The organism is Nocardioides sp. JCM 18999, from assembly GCF_055391175.1.
In genome coordinates this window covers 1,554,304-1,568,756 of record NZ_AP043887.1, presented here as the reverse complement: position 1 = coordinate 1,568,756, position 14,453 = coordinate 1,554,304, and the positions used below count along the sequence as shown (strand labels likewise).

Annotated in this window: 16 protein-coding genes and 1 pseudogene; 13 read left to right on the top strand and 4 right to left on the bottom strand. The window is 69.9% G+C overall.

Annotated features, from left to right (window positions below; genetic code table 11):
• Position 1: 1 nt before the first annotated feature.
• The 8 genes and pseudogenes from sufD (at position 2) to ACZ5J1_RS07590 (ending at position 7,115) form a co-directional block, all read left to right on the top strand.
• Positions 2-1,195, top strand: a complete 1,194-nt coding sequence (gene sufD, locus ACZ5J1_RS07625; RefSeq protein ID WP_464564016.1) for a Fe-S cluster assembly protein SufD — start codon at positions 2-4, stop codon at positions 1,193-1,195.
• Positions 1,192-1,959 carry a Fe-S cluster assembly ATPase SufC gene (sufC, locus tag ACZ5J1_RS07620; protein WP_464564014.1) on the top strand — a complete coding sequence of 256 codons (768 nt, stop codon included), beginning with the start codon at positions 1,192-1,194 and terminating at the stop codon, positions 1,957-1,959. The genes sufD and sufC overlap by 4 nt, the downstream gene beginning before the upstream one ends.
• 2 nt (positions 1,960-1,961) lie before the next feature.
• Positions 1,962-3,251 carry a cysteine desulfurase gene (locus ACZ5J1_RS07615; RefSeq protein ID WP_464564012.1) on the top strand — a complete coding sequence of 430 codons (1,290 nt, stop codon included), beginning with the start codon at positions 1,962-1,964 and terminating at the stop codon, positions 3,249-3,251.
• A gap of 23 nt (positions 3,252-3,274) precedes the next feature.
• Positions 3,275-3,733: a Fe-S cluster assembly sulfur transfer protein SufU gene (gene sufU / locus ACZ5J1_RS07610; protein WP_464564737.1), complete on the top strand. Its 459-nt coding sequence runs from the start codon at positions 3,275-3,277 to the stop codon at positions 3,731-3,733.
• Positions 3,730-4,038 carry a metal-sulfur cluster assembly factor gene (locus tag ACZ5J1_RS07605; RefSeq protein ID WP_464564010.1) on the top strand — a complete coding sequence of 103 codons (309 nt, stop codon included), beginning with the start codon at positions 3,730-3,732 and terminating at the stop codon, positions 4,036-4,038. Before sufU ends, ACZ5J1_RS07605 begins: the two co-directional genes overlap by 4 nt.
• A 43-nt stretch (positions 4,039-4,081) precedes the next feature.
• On the top strand, positions 4,082-4,783 hold the full coding sequence (locus ACZ5J1_RS07600) for an RDD family protein (protein ID WP_464564008.1): 702 nt from the start codon (positions 4,082-4,084) through the stop codon (positions 4,781-4,783).
• Between the two features lie 16 nt (positions 4,784-4,799).
• A pseudogene (locus ACZ5J1_RS07595) lies at positions 4,800-5,459 on the top strand (ABC transporter ATP-binding protein); the annotation flags it as partial.
• Positions 5,460-5,543: 84 nt separating this feature from the next.
• Positions 5,544-7,115 carry an ABC transporter permease gene (locus ACZ5J1_RS07590; protein ID WP_464564006.1) on the top strand — a complete coding sequence of 524 codons (1,572 nt, stop codon included), beginning with the start codon at positions 5,544-5,546 and terminating at the stop codon, positions 7,113-7,115.
• Between the two features lie 7 nt (positions 7,116-7,122).
• On the opposite strand, the gene ACZ5J1_RS07585 is transcribed toward ACZ5J1_RS07590, so the two are convergent.
• Complete coding sequence (locus ACZ5J1_RS07585; protein ID WP_464564004.1) at positions 7,123-8,283, bottom strand: glycoside hydrolase family 6 protein; 1,161 nt, start codon at positions 8,281-8,283, stop codon at positions 7,123-7,125.
• Positions 8,284-8,362: 79 nt separating this feature from the next.
• Here ACZ5J1_RS07585 and ACZ5J1_RS07580 point away from each other — a divergent pair, with 79 nt between their 5' ends.
• Together ACZ5J1_RS07580 and ACZ5J1_RS07575 are read left to right on the top strand one after the other, a co-directional pair.
• Positions 8,363-9,268 (top strand): phosphotransferase, encoded by a 906-nt coding sequence (locus ACZ5J1_RS07580; RefSeq protein WP_464564002.1) that lies wholly within the window; start codon positions 8,363-8,365, stop codon positions 9,266-9,268.
• A gap of 51 nt (positions 9,269-9,319) precedes the next feature.
• A complete protein-coding gene (locus ACZ5J1_RS07575; RefSeq protein ID WP_464564000.1) occupies positions 9,320-10,918 on the top strand; it encodes an ABC-F family ATP-binding cassette domain-containing protein in 1,599 nt (532 codons plus the stop codon).
• 9 nt (positions 10,919-10,927) lie between these two features.
• Here ACZ5J1_RS07575 and ACZ5J1_RS07570 read toward each other — a convergent pair whose 3' ends face one another.
• The 3 genes from ACZ5J1_RS07570 to ACZ5J1_RS07560 are packed head-to-tail and all read right to left on the bottom strand — an operon-like array spanning position 10,928 to position 12,349.
• Entirely contained in the window at positions 10,928-11,827 is a 900-nt protein-coding gene (locus tag ACZ5J1_RS07570; RefSeq protein WP_464563999.1) for an SURF1 family cytochrome oxidase biogenesis protein, read from the bottom strand.
• Positions 11,820-12,026, bottom strand: coding sequence for an acetone carboxylase (locus ACZ5J1_RS07565; protein ID WP_464563997.1), 207 nt, complete (start codon positions 12,024-12,026; stop codon positions 11,820-11,822). The genes ACZ5J1_RS07570 and ACZ5J1_RS07565 overlap by 8 nt, the downstream gene beginning before the upstream one ends.
• Positions 12,023-12,349 carry a DUF3099 domain-containing protein gene (locus tag ACZ5J1_RS07560; protein WP_464563995.1) on the bottom strand — a complete coding sequence of 109 codons (327 nt, stop codon included), beginning with the start codon at positions 12,347-12,349 and terminating at the stop codon, positions 12,023-12,025. Before ACZ5J1_RS07560 ends, ACZ5J1_RS07565 begins: the two co-directional genes overlap by 4 nt.
• Positions 12,350-12,432: 83 nt before the next feature.
• Here ACZ5J1_RS07560 and fabG point away from each other — a divergent pair, with 83 nt between their 5' ends.
• The 3 genes from fabG to ACZ5J1_RS07545 are packed head-to-tail and all read left to right on the top strand — an operon-like array spanning position 12,433 to position 14,442.
• Entirely contained in the window at positions 12,433-13,161 is a 729-nt protein-coding gene (fabG, locus tag ACZ5J1_RS07555; protein ID WP_464563993.1) for a 3-oxoacyl-ACP reductase FabG, read from the top strand.
• Between the two features lie 2 nt (positions 13,162-13,163).
• Positions 13,164-13,943: an enoyl-ACP reductase FabI gene (fabI, locus tag ACZ5J1_RS07550; RefSeq protein ID WP_464563991.1), complete on the top strand. Its 780-nt coding sequence runs from the start codon at positions 13,164-13,166 to the stop codon at positions 13,941-13,943.
• A gap of 10 nt (positions 13,944-13,953) precedes the next feature.
• Positions 13,954-14,442 carry a SixA phosphatase family protein gene (locus ACZ5J1_RS07545; RefSeq protein WP_464563990.1) on the top strand — a complete coding sequence of 163 codons (489 nt, stop codon included), beginning with the start codon at positions 13,954-13,956 and terminating at the stop codon, positions 14,440-14,442.
• Positions 14,443-14,453 lie beyond the last annotated feature (11 nt).

Genomic DNA, 14,453 nt, shown 5'->3' with positions numbered 1-14,453 from the left:
TATGACCGCCACTCAGCTGGGCCAGTCCTTGGACTCGGTCCTCTCGTCCCTTGAACTCGAGCCGGTGGAGTCGCACCTCCACCCCGAAGGTTCCTTCGACGTCGGCACGCACCCGGTCCCGACCGGCCGCGAGGAGATCTGGCGCTTCACGCCGCTCAAGCGGCTCCGGGGCCTGCACCAGGACGTCGCCTTCACGGGCGCGCTCGCTGTCGCCAGCACCGGCGGAACGGGCATCACGGTCGAGACCGTCGCCGTGGACTCCGTCCGTGGTGTCAGCGGATTCGTCCCGACCGACCGGATCGCCGCGCGCTCGCTCGCCGCGGCGGGGGAGACCACCCTGGTCACCGTTCCGGTCGAGGCCGAGATCACCGACCCGCTGATCATCACGATCACCGGCACCGGGGTCGACCCGGTCGCCGAGCACGTCGTGATCCGCGCCGGTCGACACTCCAAGGCGACGATCGTCTTCCGCTTCGTCGGGACGGCCACGCTGGCCGACAACGTGGAGATCGTGGTCGAGGACGGGGCGCAGCTCAACGTCGTCTCGATCGACGACTGGGACGACGACGCCGTTCGCGCCGGGCACCGCCATGTCGCTGTCGGCCGTGACGCCGAGTTCAAGCACATCGACGTCACCTTCGGTGGCGACGTGGTGCGCAACGACACCACGGTGCAGTACTCCGGTCCGGGAGGCTCGGCCGAGCTCCTCGGTCTGTACTTCGCCGACGCCGGTCAGCACATCGAGCACCGTCTCTTCGTCGACCACACCGCGCCGAAGACCAAGTCGCACGTCGTCTACAAGGGTGCGCTCCAGGGCGACGGCGCCCACACCGTCTGGATCGGCAACGTCCTGATCCGCAAGGTCGCCGAGGGCATCGAGACCTACGAGGAGAACCGCAACCTGGTCCTCACCGACGGTGCCCACGCCGACTCGGTGCCCAACCTGGAGATCGAGACCGGCGAGATCGCCGGTGCCGGGCACGCCTCGGCCACCGGCCGGTTCGACGACGAGCAGCTGTTCTACCTGCGCTCGCGCGGGATCTCGGAGTCCGAGGCGCGCCGCCTGGTCGTGCACGGCTTCTTCAACGACCTCATCCGCCAGATCGGTGTGCCCGAGCTCGAAGAGCAGCTCGCCGCCACCGTCGAGGCGGAGCTTTCCAAGAACGTTTCACACATCACCGGAGAAATCGCATGAGCACGCTTGAGATCAAGGACCTGCACGTCACCGTCGAGGACGAGAACGCCGAGGGCGGGATCAAGGAGATCCTCAAGGGCGTCACCCTCACGATCAAGCCCGGTGAGACGCACGCGATCATGGGCCCGAACGGCTCCGGGAAGTCGACCACGGCCTACTCGATCGCCGGCCACCCGAAGTACACGATCACCGGCGGCGAGGTCCTCCTCGACGGCGAGAACCTGCTCGACATGACCGTGGACGAGCGGGCGCGCGCCGGTCTCTTCCTGGCCATGCAGTACCCGGTCGAGGTCCCCGGCGTGAGCATGTCCAACTTCTTGCGCACCGCCAAGACCGCGCTCGACGGCGAGGCCCCGAAGCTGCGCACCTGGGTCAAGGACGTCAACGGCGCCCTGGACGAGATGAACCTTGACCCGGCCTTCAGCCAGCGCTCGGTCAACGAGGGCTTCTCCGGCGGTGAGAAGAAGCGCGCCGAGATCGCGCAGCTCAACCTGCTCGACCCCAAGGTCGCGATCCTCGACGAGATCGACTCGGGTCTCGACATCGACGCGCTCAAGGTCGTCTCCGAGGGCATCAACCGCTTCCGCGGCCAGTCCGAGAAGGGCGTTCTGCTGATCACGCACTACACCCGCATCCTGCGGTACGTGCAGCCCGACTACATCCACGTCTTCGTCGACGGCCGGATCGCCGAGACCGGCGGCTCGGAGCTCGGCGAGGAGCTCGAGGCGAACGGCTACGACCGCTTCCTCAAGGCCTCGGTCTGACGATGTCCACCACCCACGACCTGCCCGGTCTGCTCCCGGAGCTGGAGGTCGTCCGCAAGGACTTCCCCATCCTCGAGCGGACCGTGCAGGACGGCCGGGCGCTGATCTACCTCGACAGCGCCAACACGTCGCAGAAGCCGCAGATCGTGATCGACGCGATGGTCGACCACCTGGAGCGGCACAACGCGAACGTGGCCCGCGCCATGCACACGCTCGGCGCGGAGTCGACCGAGGCGTTCGAGGGAGCCCGCGACGTGGTCGCGTCCTTCCTCGGCGCGCCCTCGCGCGACGAGGTGATCTTCACCAAGAATGCCTCCGAGGCGCTCAACCTGGTCGCCAACTCCCTCGCCTGGGCGACCGGCGACCTGGCGATCGGCCCCGGTGACGTGGTCGTCACGACCGAGATGGAGCACCACTCCAACATCGTGCCGTGGCAGCTCCTCACCGAGCGGAAGGGTGCCGAGCTGCGCTGGTTCGGCCTGACCGACGACGGCGAGCTGGACCTCTCGAACATCGACGAGCTGATCACCGAGCGGACCAAGGTCGTCGCGTTCACCTGGGTCTCGAACATGCTCGGCACGATCAACCCGGTCGCCGAGCTCACCCGCCGCGCCCACGAGGTCGGCGCGATCGTCGTCGTCGACGCCTCCCAGGCCGCGCCCGTGCTGCCGATCGACCTGGCGTCGATGCCGGTCTCGGACCGCCCCGACGTCGTCGTCTTCACCGGTCACAAGGTCGTCGGACCGACGGGCATCGGCGTGCTCTGGGGCCGTCGTGGCCTGCTCGAGGCGCTGCCGCCGTTCCTCGGCGGCGGCGAGATGATCGAGACCGTGACCATGGCCCGGTCGACCTACGCCGGCATCCCGCACAAGTTCGAGGCCGGCACCCCGCCGATCGTCGAGGCCGTCGGTCTCGGCGCGGCGCTGACCTACCTCTCGCACCTCGGGATGGACGCGGTGCACGCCCACGAGCAGGCCATCACCGGCTATGCCCTCGAGCGGCTGACGTCGATCAAGGGCCTGCAGATCCTCGGACCGCGTGACGCCACGCGTCGAGGTGGGGCGATCTCGTTCCAGCTCGACGGCGTGCACCCGCACGACATCGCCCAGCTGGTCGACAGCCGGGGCGTCGCCGTGCGCGCGGGCCACCACTGCGCCAAGCCGGCGCACCAGCGGTTCGGCGTCCAGGCCTCGACCCGGATGTCGTCCTACATCTACACGGCACCGGAGGAGATCGACGCCCTCGTCGACGCCCTCGAGTACACCCGCTCCTACTTCAAGGTGGATCAGTGAGCGCGCAGGCTGACCTGGACGCGATGTACCAGGAGATCATCCTCGACCACTACAAGCACCCGCACGGCAAGGGCCTGCGCGATGACTTCGAGGCCGAGGTGCACCACGTCAACCCGACGTGTGGCGACGAGATCACGCTGCGCGTCCACCTCAGCGAGGTCGACGGCGTCCCCACGGTCAGCGACGTCTCCTACGACAGCCTCGGCTGCTCGATCTCCCAGGCGTCGGCCTCCGTGCTATACGACCTGGTCGTCGGCAAGCCGGTCGACGAGGCCTTCGCCATCCAGGAGGAGTTCCTCCACCTGATGCAGGGCAAGGGTGCCGTCGTGCCCGACGAGGACGTCCTCGAGGACGCGATCGCCTTCGCCGGCGTCGCCAAGTTCCCCGCGCGCGTCAAGTGCGCACTCCTGAGCTGGATGGCTTGGAAAGACGCCACCGCCCGCACGCTCACCACCGCTGAATCCGAGGAGAACCAGGCATGAGCCTCACCGTTGAAGACGTCACCGAGGCGATGAAGGACGTCGTCGACCCCGAGCTCGGGATCAACGTCGTCGACCTCGGCCTGATCTACGACGTGCACCTGGCCGACAACGACGTCACGATCGACATGACGCTCACCTCCGCGGCCTGCCCGCTGACGGACATGATCCAGGACCAGACCAACGCCGCCCTCGACTCGATGGCGAGCACGGTCACGATCAACTGGGTCTGGATGCCGCCGTGGGGTCCGGACAAGATCAGCCCCGACGGGCGCGAGCAGCTCCGCGCCCTCGGCTTCAACGTCTGACCCTTCCGCATCCGTGCGGCCCCCTGGCCGCTAGTTTGTGCGCGTGACTCAGGCACCTGCCGGTTGGTACGCCGACCCCGCATCTCCCGTCCGTCTCCGTTACTGGGACGGCGCCGCGTGGACCGAGCACATCAGTGCAGCCCCGCAGCCGCAGCCTGCTCGCGGGAAGTACCTCGACGGTGTCCGGCTCGCCGGCTGGTGGGCGCGTGGCCTGGCGCTGGTGATCGACAGCTTCATCGTCGGCTTCATCAGCCTCACGGTCGGGCTTCCAGGGCAGATCCAGATCCAGCGCGAGCTGGACCGGGCGATGGAGGATCTGGAGCGCTCCATCGATGCGGGTGGCACGGTCGACTTCTCGCCTCTGGTCTCGGCCTACGCCGACGCGTTCCGTGACGCGGCGCCGTGGCTGATCCTCGGCGCGGTCGCCGGCGCCGCCTACTACGTGGTGATGGTCCGCTGGCGCGGTGCCACGCTGGGCAAGATGGCGCTCGGTCTCCGGATCCGTCCCGCACGCGCCGACGGACCCGTCTCGTGGGGACGCTCGATCGCTCGTGCTGTCGCGGTGATGGTGCCCAACCTCCTGATGCTCGGTGCCTATGCATCAGGGTCGCTCGTGATCGCGATCTCCGTCGTCGTGCTGGCGGCGGCGTACGGCCCGCTGGACCTGCTCTGGGCCTCGTGGGACCGACGGAGCCAGACCCTGCACGACAAGATCGCCGGCACCATCGTCATCAGGACCCGCTGAGCTTTATCGTCGGACCGTGACCGGCCCGGTGATCGAGGCGCTCAGCCTCACCAAGACCTTCGGCAGGGTGCGTGCGCTCGACGGCTTCGACCTCGCGGTCCAGCCCGGAGAGGTGCACGGCTTCCTCGGCCCCAACGGGGCAGGGAAGTCGACGACGATCAGGATCCTGCTGGGCCTGATGCGTGCATCGTGCGGTGAGGTCCGCCTGTTCGGGGACGACCCGTGGTCGCACGCGCCCGCGCTGCACCGCAGGCTGGCCTACGTGCCGGGCGACGTCAGCCTGTGGCCCAACCTGTCGGGCGGCGAGGCGGTCGACCTGCTGCTCCGGATGCGTGGGCTGGACCCGGCGACCACGCGGCGCGACGAGATGGTGGAGCGGTTCAAGCTCGATCCGACCAAGAAGGGTCGCGCCTACTCGAAGGGGAACCGACAGAAGGTGGCCCTGGTGGCGGCCTTCGCCGCGGAGGTCGACCTGCTGATCTGCGACGAGCCCACGAGCGGGCTCGACCCGCTGATGGAGCGCACCTTCAACGAGTGCATCGGGGAGCACCGGGATCGGGGAGCGACGGTCCTGCTCTCCAGCCACATCCTGAGCGAGGTGGAGCGTCTCGCGGATCGCGTGACCATCATCCGCGAGGGTCGCACCGTCGAGACCGGTTCGCTGGACGAGCTCCGGCTGGTGCGAGCCAAGGAGCACTCCGGGGAAGCGACCGACGCCTCCCTCGAAGAGCTCTTCCTCGGTGCCTACGAGGACTGACTCGTGTCGACGTACACCGGCTTCGGAGCGCTGCTCCGTCAGGACCTGCGCCGCGACCGGCTGATCGCCCCGATCTGGATCCTCGTGATGGCCGTGACGACCTACGCCTCGGCGGCGGCGACGTCGAGTCTCTTCTCCACCCGGGAGGAGCAGGTCCGGCTGGCCGAGGAGATCAACGCGCAGGGCGCGCTGCGTGCGCTGTACGGGCCGATCCTGGATCCGTCGGCACCGGGTGAGCTGGCGATGAGCAAGATGACGGTCCTCTACGCGTTGATCTCGACCGTTCCGTTCGTGATCCTCGTGCGGCGCCACACCCGGGTCGAGGAGGAGAGCGGGCGGGCCGAGCTGATCGGGGCCACGGTGGTCGGCAGGAACGCCGCCCTCGGTGCCGCCATCGCCGAGTCGGCGGCATGGGCGCTCCTCCTCGGGGCGTCCGTCGCCGTCGCTGACATCGCCGGCGGCCTCCCGGTCGGCGGCTCCGTCTGGTTCGGGGTGACCTGGGCGGGCACGGGTCTGGTCGCCACCGCGACTGCGGCGCTCGCCTGCCAGGTCAGCACGAGTGCCCGCACCTGCGCCGCCTGGGCGGCGGTCCTCCTCGGCGGCGCATACGTCACCCGGGCGCTCGGCGACGCCGGGAACGACGACTGGGCCTGGCTGTCCTGGCTCTCACCGCTCGGGTGGAACACGCAGCTCCGGGCGTGGAGCGATCCCCGTCCCTGGGTCGGCCTGCTCTACCTGCTGTGCAGCGCCGCCCTGGTCGGCGGCGCCTTCGTGCTCCGTGCCCACCGCGACCTCGGCGGCGGACTGATCTCACCACGCCCCGGCTCGCGGGAGGGCCGAGCGTGGGTCGCGGGGCCGGTCGGCGTCCAGCTCCGACTCCACCTCACGACCCTCGCCGCCTGGACCGTCGCCGTCTCCGCTCTCGGGCTCGTCTTCGGGGCGATGGCGCCAGGACTGGACGACCTGCTGGCTTCCTCGGCCGGAGGGGAGGAGCTCGTCGATCGCCTCGGGGGCGCGATGATCTCCGCCATCCTCAGCGTCGTCGCGATGGTGATCACCGCCTTTCCGATCACCGTGGCGGCACGGGCCGCAGCCGACGAGGAGGAGGGTCGGTCGGAGCTCGTCCTCGCCACGGCCGTCCCGCGGGTGCGGTGGTGGGCGGCCGTCGCGGTCGTCGCCGCCGTGGGCTCGGGCTGGCTCCTGCTCTGCACGGGTTCCGGCCTCGCGCTCGGCTACGGGCTGGCGGGTGGCTCCGATCCGGCGACCAGCGTTGCGGCCGCGGTCGCCTGGGCCCCGGCGGTCGTGCTGGTGGGTGGGACCGCACTGCTCGCCTGGTCGTGGCGACCGGACTGGGTCTGGGTGGGGTGGGTGGCCCTCGGTGCCGGTGTCACGTTGACCCTGATCGGCGAGCTCGTCCAGCTGCCCTCCTGGGTCATCGAGCTGTCGCCGTACTCAGCCGTGCCGCAGTATCCCGCCGAACCGTGGGACTGGACGCCGCTCGTGGTCCTGAGCCTGGTTGCCGTCGGCGTCCTCGTCGCGGGGTTCGGCCTCTACCGCCGGCGCGACGTCGCCTGAGGCGGCGTCAGTACAGCGCCGCGAACGGGGTCGACGCGGCAGCCGCCCACGACTTCGCGTGGTTGTACGGCGACGCCTGGTTCACCATCCAGGGCCGGGTCAGCCACACGTACCCGTCGACGCTGGCCCGCGCGGTCCTCACCTGGGCCGCGGTGAGCTTCAGCGCGTCCACGTAACCGGGTTCTGCGACCCGCCACGTCGGCGGAACGCCGAGCGCGTTGCACGGCGAGGTCACCTTCACCGAGCAGTTCCGCGAGTTGTCGAAGGTGTCGGCGCCGAACCTCTTGCTCCACTGGGCATGCGTGTAGCCGCGGCCGCTGTCCGCCGTGTCGATCACGAAGTGCTTGCCGGTCAGGCCCTTCCGGGCGAGGGCCGTCACCACCGCGGCTCCGTGGGTGAGGTTGTCCGCCGCCTTCGTGTAGTGCGTGATGTCGAGGCTGAAGCCGCGGGTCCACTGCACCCCGGCCCGCTGGAGCAGCGTCGCCGCCTTGGCGGGGGAGAGCCAGTCCGAGGCGCCGGCGTCGAGGTAGACCGCCGCGTGGGGGTTGTGGTCGTGCAGGTACTTCGCGGCGTACCGGGCCAGACCCTGCCGGACCTTCGGGTCCTTCACGCCGTCGGACTTCGGGTTCGCGGTGATGGCCAGGTCGGGTTCGAGGGCGATCAGCACGCGCGCGCTCCCGATGCCGGCGGAGACGCGCTGGATCCACGTCCTGTAGGTGGCCTGCTCGGCCTGGGTCAACGGCACCTTCCGCTTGCCCTCACCGCGCGGCCACAGACCGAACACGGCCAGCTGCACGAGCTTGGAGGGATCGGCCGTGGGGTTCACGGTCGCGAGGTAGTCCGACACCTTGGTCGGTGCCCAGGAGTTCTTGCTGGTCAGCCAGAGCGCGGACGGCTGCAGCGCGGCACGGGCCAGGATCGGCCGGTCCGCGGCCGCAGCACCGAGGTAGTCGTTGTAGAGCCCGCGGCCCTTCTCCCAGAAGCCGTTGTTGACCGCCCAGGTCCCCCCAGCGAGCGGGTTGCCCGGGTTGGCGGGCAGCGCCGCGCCGGTGAACGCCTTCGGTGGGGGCAACGGCAGCGACGAACCGTCGGCCGCGGCTGATCGCTGAAGTCCTGCGAGGCCGAGCACGAGGAGCAGGGTGAGGCCGAGACGGGTCAGAGCAGGCACGCCGTCATTATCGGCAGCCCGCACGGTGGATGTGTGTGGTTCCACGATCCGACGCTCTCCATCGGTTAGCGTGCTGGACATGTGGCAGCCCGAGCCAGGGTGGCACCCCCTGCGCGGCGGATCCGCCACGTCCACGGTCGGGGTCTGGCGGACCGATATCGCCGGTCGCGCGGTCGTGGTCAAGCGCCTCGCCCGTCCGGTGCCGGAGGACCCGAGCGAGCTCAGCGACCCGCACCACTTCGCCTGGTGGCGTCGCGAGGCCGACGTCGCCTCGGTCGGCCTCTTCGATGCGACCCCCGGGCTGCGGGCACCGGTCGCCGCGATCGAGGAGGACGAGGACGGGATCACGCTCACCCAGGACTGGGTCGAGGACTCGGCCAACAGCGGGCTGTTCGCGGCGGTCTCCCTCGGACGATTCGCCGGCGCCGGCGTGCCACGAACACCGTGGCTCGCTCAGGACCAGCTGCGCACCCGACTGGCTCGGGTGGAGCACCGCGGTGGCTGGCAGACCCTTGGGCGGACCACGGCCAGCGACATCGCGTTCGCGCTGTGGACCCGGCGGGAGCGGCTGCTGGCCGAGCTGGACGCGATGGAGCAGGTCGTGCAGCACGGCGACCCGACCGGAGCCAACCTGCTCGGCCGGGACGGCGACGACCTGATCGCGGTGGACTGGGGGACCGCTGGCATCGCGCCGGTCGGCGCCGACCTGGGCTTCTACGCGCTCGGCGCCCGGGAGGCGTTCGACCCGTTGCTGGACGCGTACCTGCTCGGCCTGCCCGACGGCATCACCGACCCGGACGCGGTCCGGCTGGCCGCGCAGGTCACCGTGGTCTACACCGCCTTCACCCGAGCCGAGTGGGCGCTGGCCCGGGTGGCCGGCGGTGAGGGTGCCCTGGCCGGTAAGTTCCGGCACCCCTCGGTCGCACCGCACCTGCGAGCACTGCAGCGCCAGCACGAAGCGGTCGAGGCCGTGCTCGCCCTCTGAGCGTCGTCGGTTCGGAGGTCGATGGGCTGCGCCCCTAAACTTCGGACTGCCATGATCACCGCCCAGAACCTCTCCGTCCGCGTCGGTGCACGTCTCCTCATGGAGGAGGTCACCTTCCGCGTCGGACCGGGCGACAAGGTCGGGCTCGTCGGCCGCAACGGCGCCGGAAAGACCACCCTGACCAAGGTGCTCGCCGGTGACCACCCGGCCTCCGAGGGCTCGGTCAACAACTCGGGCGACATCGGCTACCTGCCCCAGGACCCCCGGGTCGGGGACCCCGAGGTCCTGGTCCGCGACCGGATCCTCTCCGCCCGCGGCCTCGACGACGCGATCCGGCGGATGCGGTCGGCCGAGGCCGACCTGGCCAGCACCGACGCGAAGGTGCAGGAGAAGGGCATGCGCCGGTTCCAACGCGCCCTGGACGAGTTCGAGGCCGGTGGCGGGTACGCCGCTGAGTCCGAGGCGCAGCAGATCGCCAACGCGCTGGGTCTGGCCGATCGGCTCTGGGAGCAGCAGCTCAAGACCCTCTCGGGTGGTCAGCGTCGCCGTGTCGAGCTGGTCCGCATCCTCTTCTCCGGCGCCGACGTGCTGATCCTCGACGAGCCGACCAACCACCTCGACGCTGACTCGATCATCTGGCTGCGCGACTGGATGAAGTCGTTCAAGGGCGGCTTCATCGTGATCAGCCACGACAACGACCTGCTCGAGCAGACCGTGAACAAGGTCTTCCACCTCGACGGCAACCGGGCCGCGATCGACGTCTACAACATGGGGTGGAAGAACTACCTCACCCAGCGCGAGACCGATGAGGCCCGCCGCAAGCGCGAGATGATGAGCGCGCAGAACAAGGCCAAGACCCTCACCGACCAGGCCAACAAGATGAAGGCCCGCGCCTCGGGCGCCTCGGCCGCGCAGTCGATGCTCAAGCGCGCGGCCAAGCTCACCGTCGGGCTCGAGGCCGTCCGTCAGGCCGACAAGGTCGCCTCGATCAAGTTCCCCTCTCCGGCTCCGTGCGGCAAGACGCCGCTGATGGCCCAGGACCTGTCGAAGTGCTACGGCGCTCTCGAGGTCTTCACGGCGGTGGACCTGGCGATCGACAAGGGCTCCCGGGTCGTCATCCTCGGCCTCAACGGCGCAGGGAAGACCACGATGCTGCGGATCCTGGCCGGGGTCGACCAGCCGGACACCGGCGAGGTCCTTCCCGGATACGGCGCCAAGGTCGGGTACTACGCCCAGGAGCACGAGACGCTCGACGTGAAGCGGTCGGTGCTGGAGAACATGCAGTCCTCGGCCCCGGACCTCACCGACGTCGAGGCCCGGACCGTGCTCGGCGCGTTCCTCTTCCAGGGCGACGACGTGCACAAGCCCGCGGGGGTGCTCTCCGGCGGGGAGAAGACTCGGTTGGCCCTGGCCTCCCTGGTGGTGAGCGCCGCCAACGTGCTCCTGCTCGACGAGCCGACGAACAACCTCGACCCCGCCTCCCGCGAAGAGGTGCTCAACGCGATCCGCGCCTACGAGGGTGCGATCATCCTGGTCACCCACGACGAGGGTGCCGTGCACGCGCTCGAGCCCGACCGGGTGCTGATCCTGCCGGACGGCGTCGAGGACCTCTGGAACGACTCCTACGCCGACCTGATCAGTCTCGCCTGACTCAGCGGTTCACTTCCGCTCGGCGCGGGCCTCCTGCTCCTTGGCGTAGGCGGCCTCGTAGGCCGCCTTCAGGGCCTTCTTCTTCTCCGCCTTCGCGTTCGACCTCTGCTTCTTCGGCGTCGTCGGCGGCAGGACCGGGTCGCCGTCCTCGTTGACCCCGATCACCTCCGGCTGCTTCCGGCCGGTCAGGGCGTACTCGTCCCACACCAGGTAGCCGAACCCGACGATGGCGAGCAGGCCGAAGAACCACCACTGGATCCCGTAGAAGAAGTGCGGGCCGTTGCCGAGATCGGGCAGCGGGTAGGTCTCCGGCGCGTCCGCCGGGGCGGGGTCCTCGCTCTTGAGCTGCATCCAGCCGCCGTACGTCGGCAGGCCGGTCGCCTCGCCCGCGGTGACCGAGGAGAGCGCGCGGGTGTTGAGCGCCTCATCCACCGACGTCGACCGGCCGGTCCCGTCGAGGCGGACGTACCCCTCGACGGTGACGGTCCCCGTCGGAGGCGCCGGAATCGTGAGATCGGTGTCGTTCCCGTTGGTCGGGATGAAGCCCCGGTCGACCATCACCGCGGTTCCGTCCGGCGTGACCAGGGGGACGACCACGTCCACCCCTGCGACGTCCTGGGCGCCGGTGCGGTACCGCCAGGTCACGGTGTGCTCGGGTGCGTAGGTTCCGGTCGCGGAGACCAGCAGCCACTCGTTCTGCTTCGTCGCGGGACGCCCCTCGGCGAGCACGTCGGTCAGGGGGACAGCCGCGTGCTGCTCGTTGGCCCGGACGATCGCGTTGTCGGCCTTGCGGTCGGCCAAGCGCCCGAACTGCCACTGGCCCAACCACCAGGTCCCGCAGGCGACCACGACGATGGCGAGGAAGAACAGCACCCACCGACGGGTGAACAGGAAGCCGAAGCTAGACATGGGCGACCGTCTCGCGCAGGAAGCCCCGCATGCTGAGGAAGGAGCTCAGCGACTCCTGGTGGTCGTCACAGGCGAGCCAGATCTTGCGCCGCTCGGGCTGGTGGATCTTGGGGTTGTTCCACCGGAGCTCCCACGTGCCGGGCGCCCGGCACCCCTTCGCCGAGCACAGGTCGAGCTCGGACTTGTCGTCCAGGGTCACGGTCGGTTGCCACCCTGGTCGGGTCGGGAGCCGAGCTCGCGACGGTCGTGCTGGATCATCCCGAACGGTGAGGCCTCGACCGACGTGGGCGTCGCACCGTTGGCCATCACCACGGCGACGTAGGGCAGGACGATCGCGGCGAGGACGAAGATCAGCGCCAACCAGAGGATGCCCATGATCCCGGTGATGCCCGCCAGGATGAAGAAGACGGTGCGGGCGAGCATCGCGATCAGGTAGCGCCTCTGTCGGGCCGAGATGTCGGCCGAGAGCGGCTCAGGTGCATCAGTGATTCGGACCGCGTCGGTCCTGCGTGCCCGTGCCATGTAGACATTCTACGAAGCCCTGGGTGATTCCTTGTCGTCGGCGTCGACGGGTTCGGGCCCCGGTGTTCCCTAGCGTCGGGGGCATGACTGATCCGGACTCCTCCACGACCCCCGAGCCGCGCTCGGTGCTCGTCACGGGCGGCAACCGTGGCATCGGCCGCGCCATCGCCGAAGCCTTCATCGCCAACGGTGACAAGGTCGCGGTGACGACCCGGAGCGGGGGAGCCCCGGCGGGTGCCCTCGAGGTGAAGTGCGACGTCACCGACACCGCCCAGATCGACGCGGCGTTCGCCGAGATCGAGGCGGCGCACGGCCCGGTCGAGGTGCTGGTGGCCAACGCCGGCATCACCAAGGACACGCTGATGCTCCGGATGTCGGAGGAGGACTGGTCGTCGGTGATCGACACCAACCTGACCTCGGCGTTCCGACTCTCCAAGCGGGCCTCGAAGGGGATGCTCCGCTCGCGGCGCGGGAGCCTGATCTTCGTGTCCAGCGTCGTCGGGCTGCTCGGAAGCGCCGGCCAGGTCAACTACGCCGCCTCGAAGTCAGGCCTGATCGGTCTGGCCCGGTCCCTGGCGCGCGAGCTCGGCCCGCGCGGGATCACCGCGAACGTGATCGCGCCGGGGTTCATCGACACCGACATGACGCAGGCGCTGACCGAGGAGCAGCGGGCGGCGATCACGGCCCAGGTGCCGCTCGGCCGCTACGGATCCACCACTGACATCGCCGAAGCGGCCCTCTGGCTGGCCGGCGCCGGATACGTCTCCGGGGCCGTGATCCCCGTCGACGGCGCACTGGGAATGGGGCACTGACCATGGGACTTCTTGACGGCAAGACGATCCTCGTCGCGGGCGTGACGATGGACAGCTCGATCGGGTTCGCCACCGCACGCGTGGCGCAGGAGCAGGGCGCCACGGTGCTGATCTCCAACTTCGGTCGCGCGCTCGGCATCACCAAGCGGATCGCCGGGCGGCTTCCCGCGCCGGCTCCGGTGCTCGAGCTCGACGTGACCGACCCGGAGCACCTCGCCGGTCTGGTCGACCAGGTGCGCAGCCACCTCGGCCCGGACGCCACCCTCGACGGTGTCGTGCACTCGATCGCCTTCGGCAACCCGGAGACCGTCCTCGGAGGCAAGTTCCTCGGCGCCCCGTGGGCCGACGTCTCGCAGGCGATCCAGATCTCCGCATACTCGCTGATGAGCCTCACCGAGGCGGTCCGGCCGATCCTCTCGCCCGGCGCGGGCGTGGTCGGCCTGACCTTCGACGCGACGGTCGCGTGGCCGGCGTACGACTGGATGGGCGTGGCCAAGGCCGGCCTCGAGTCGTGCGCCCGGTACCTGGCCCGCGATCTGGGGCCGCACGGCATCCGGGTCAACCTGGTCAGCGCCGGCCCGCTCAAGACCCTCGCAGCCAAGGCGATCCCCGGCTTCGAGGAGATCGACACCGTCTGGGCCGAGCGGGCACCGCTCGGGTGGGACAACACCGACCAGGAGCCGACCGCGCGGACCGTGTGTGCACTGCTGTCGGACTTCTTCCCCGCCACAACTGGGGAAATCGTCCACGTGGACGGCGGCTACCACGCGATGGGACTTTAAACTCCCGGGCATGTCCCGACGGCTCGTCCTCATCCGCCACGCCAAAGCTGAGACGTTCGGTCCGACCGACCATGAACGGCCCCTGGCCCCGCGTGGGCACGACGACGCGCGAGCCGTCGGGGAGTGGCTCGGTTCGGCCGGCGTCGACCCCGACGTCGTGCTGGTCTCCTCGTCGCTCCGCACCCGCGAGACGTACGCCGACATCGCCGGTGCGGCCGGCTGGACGCTGGATCCCTGGGTGGACTCGACGCTCTACGAGGCCGGCCTGGACACGGCGTACGAGCTGCTGCACGCGCAGCTGCCGGAGGTGACCACGCTGGTCGTGGTCGGGCACAACCCGACCATCGCCCAGCTCGCCTTCGACCTGGATGACGGCACCGGTGAGACGCTGGGCGACTTCGCCACGGCCGGACTCGCGGTGCTGGAGTTCGACGCCGCCTGGACACACCTGGAAGCCGGCGGGGCGACCGTGGTCGACTACACCGCTCCGCGCGGCTGAGCCTGCGCCGT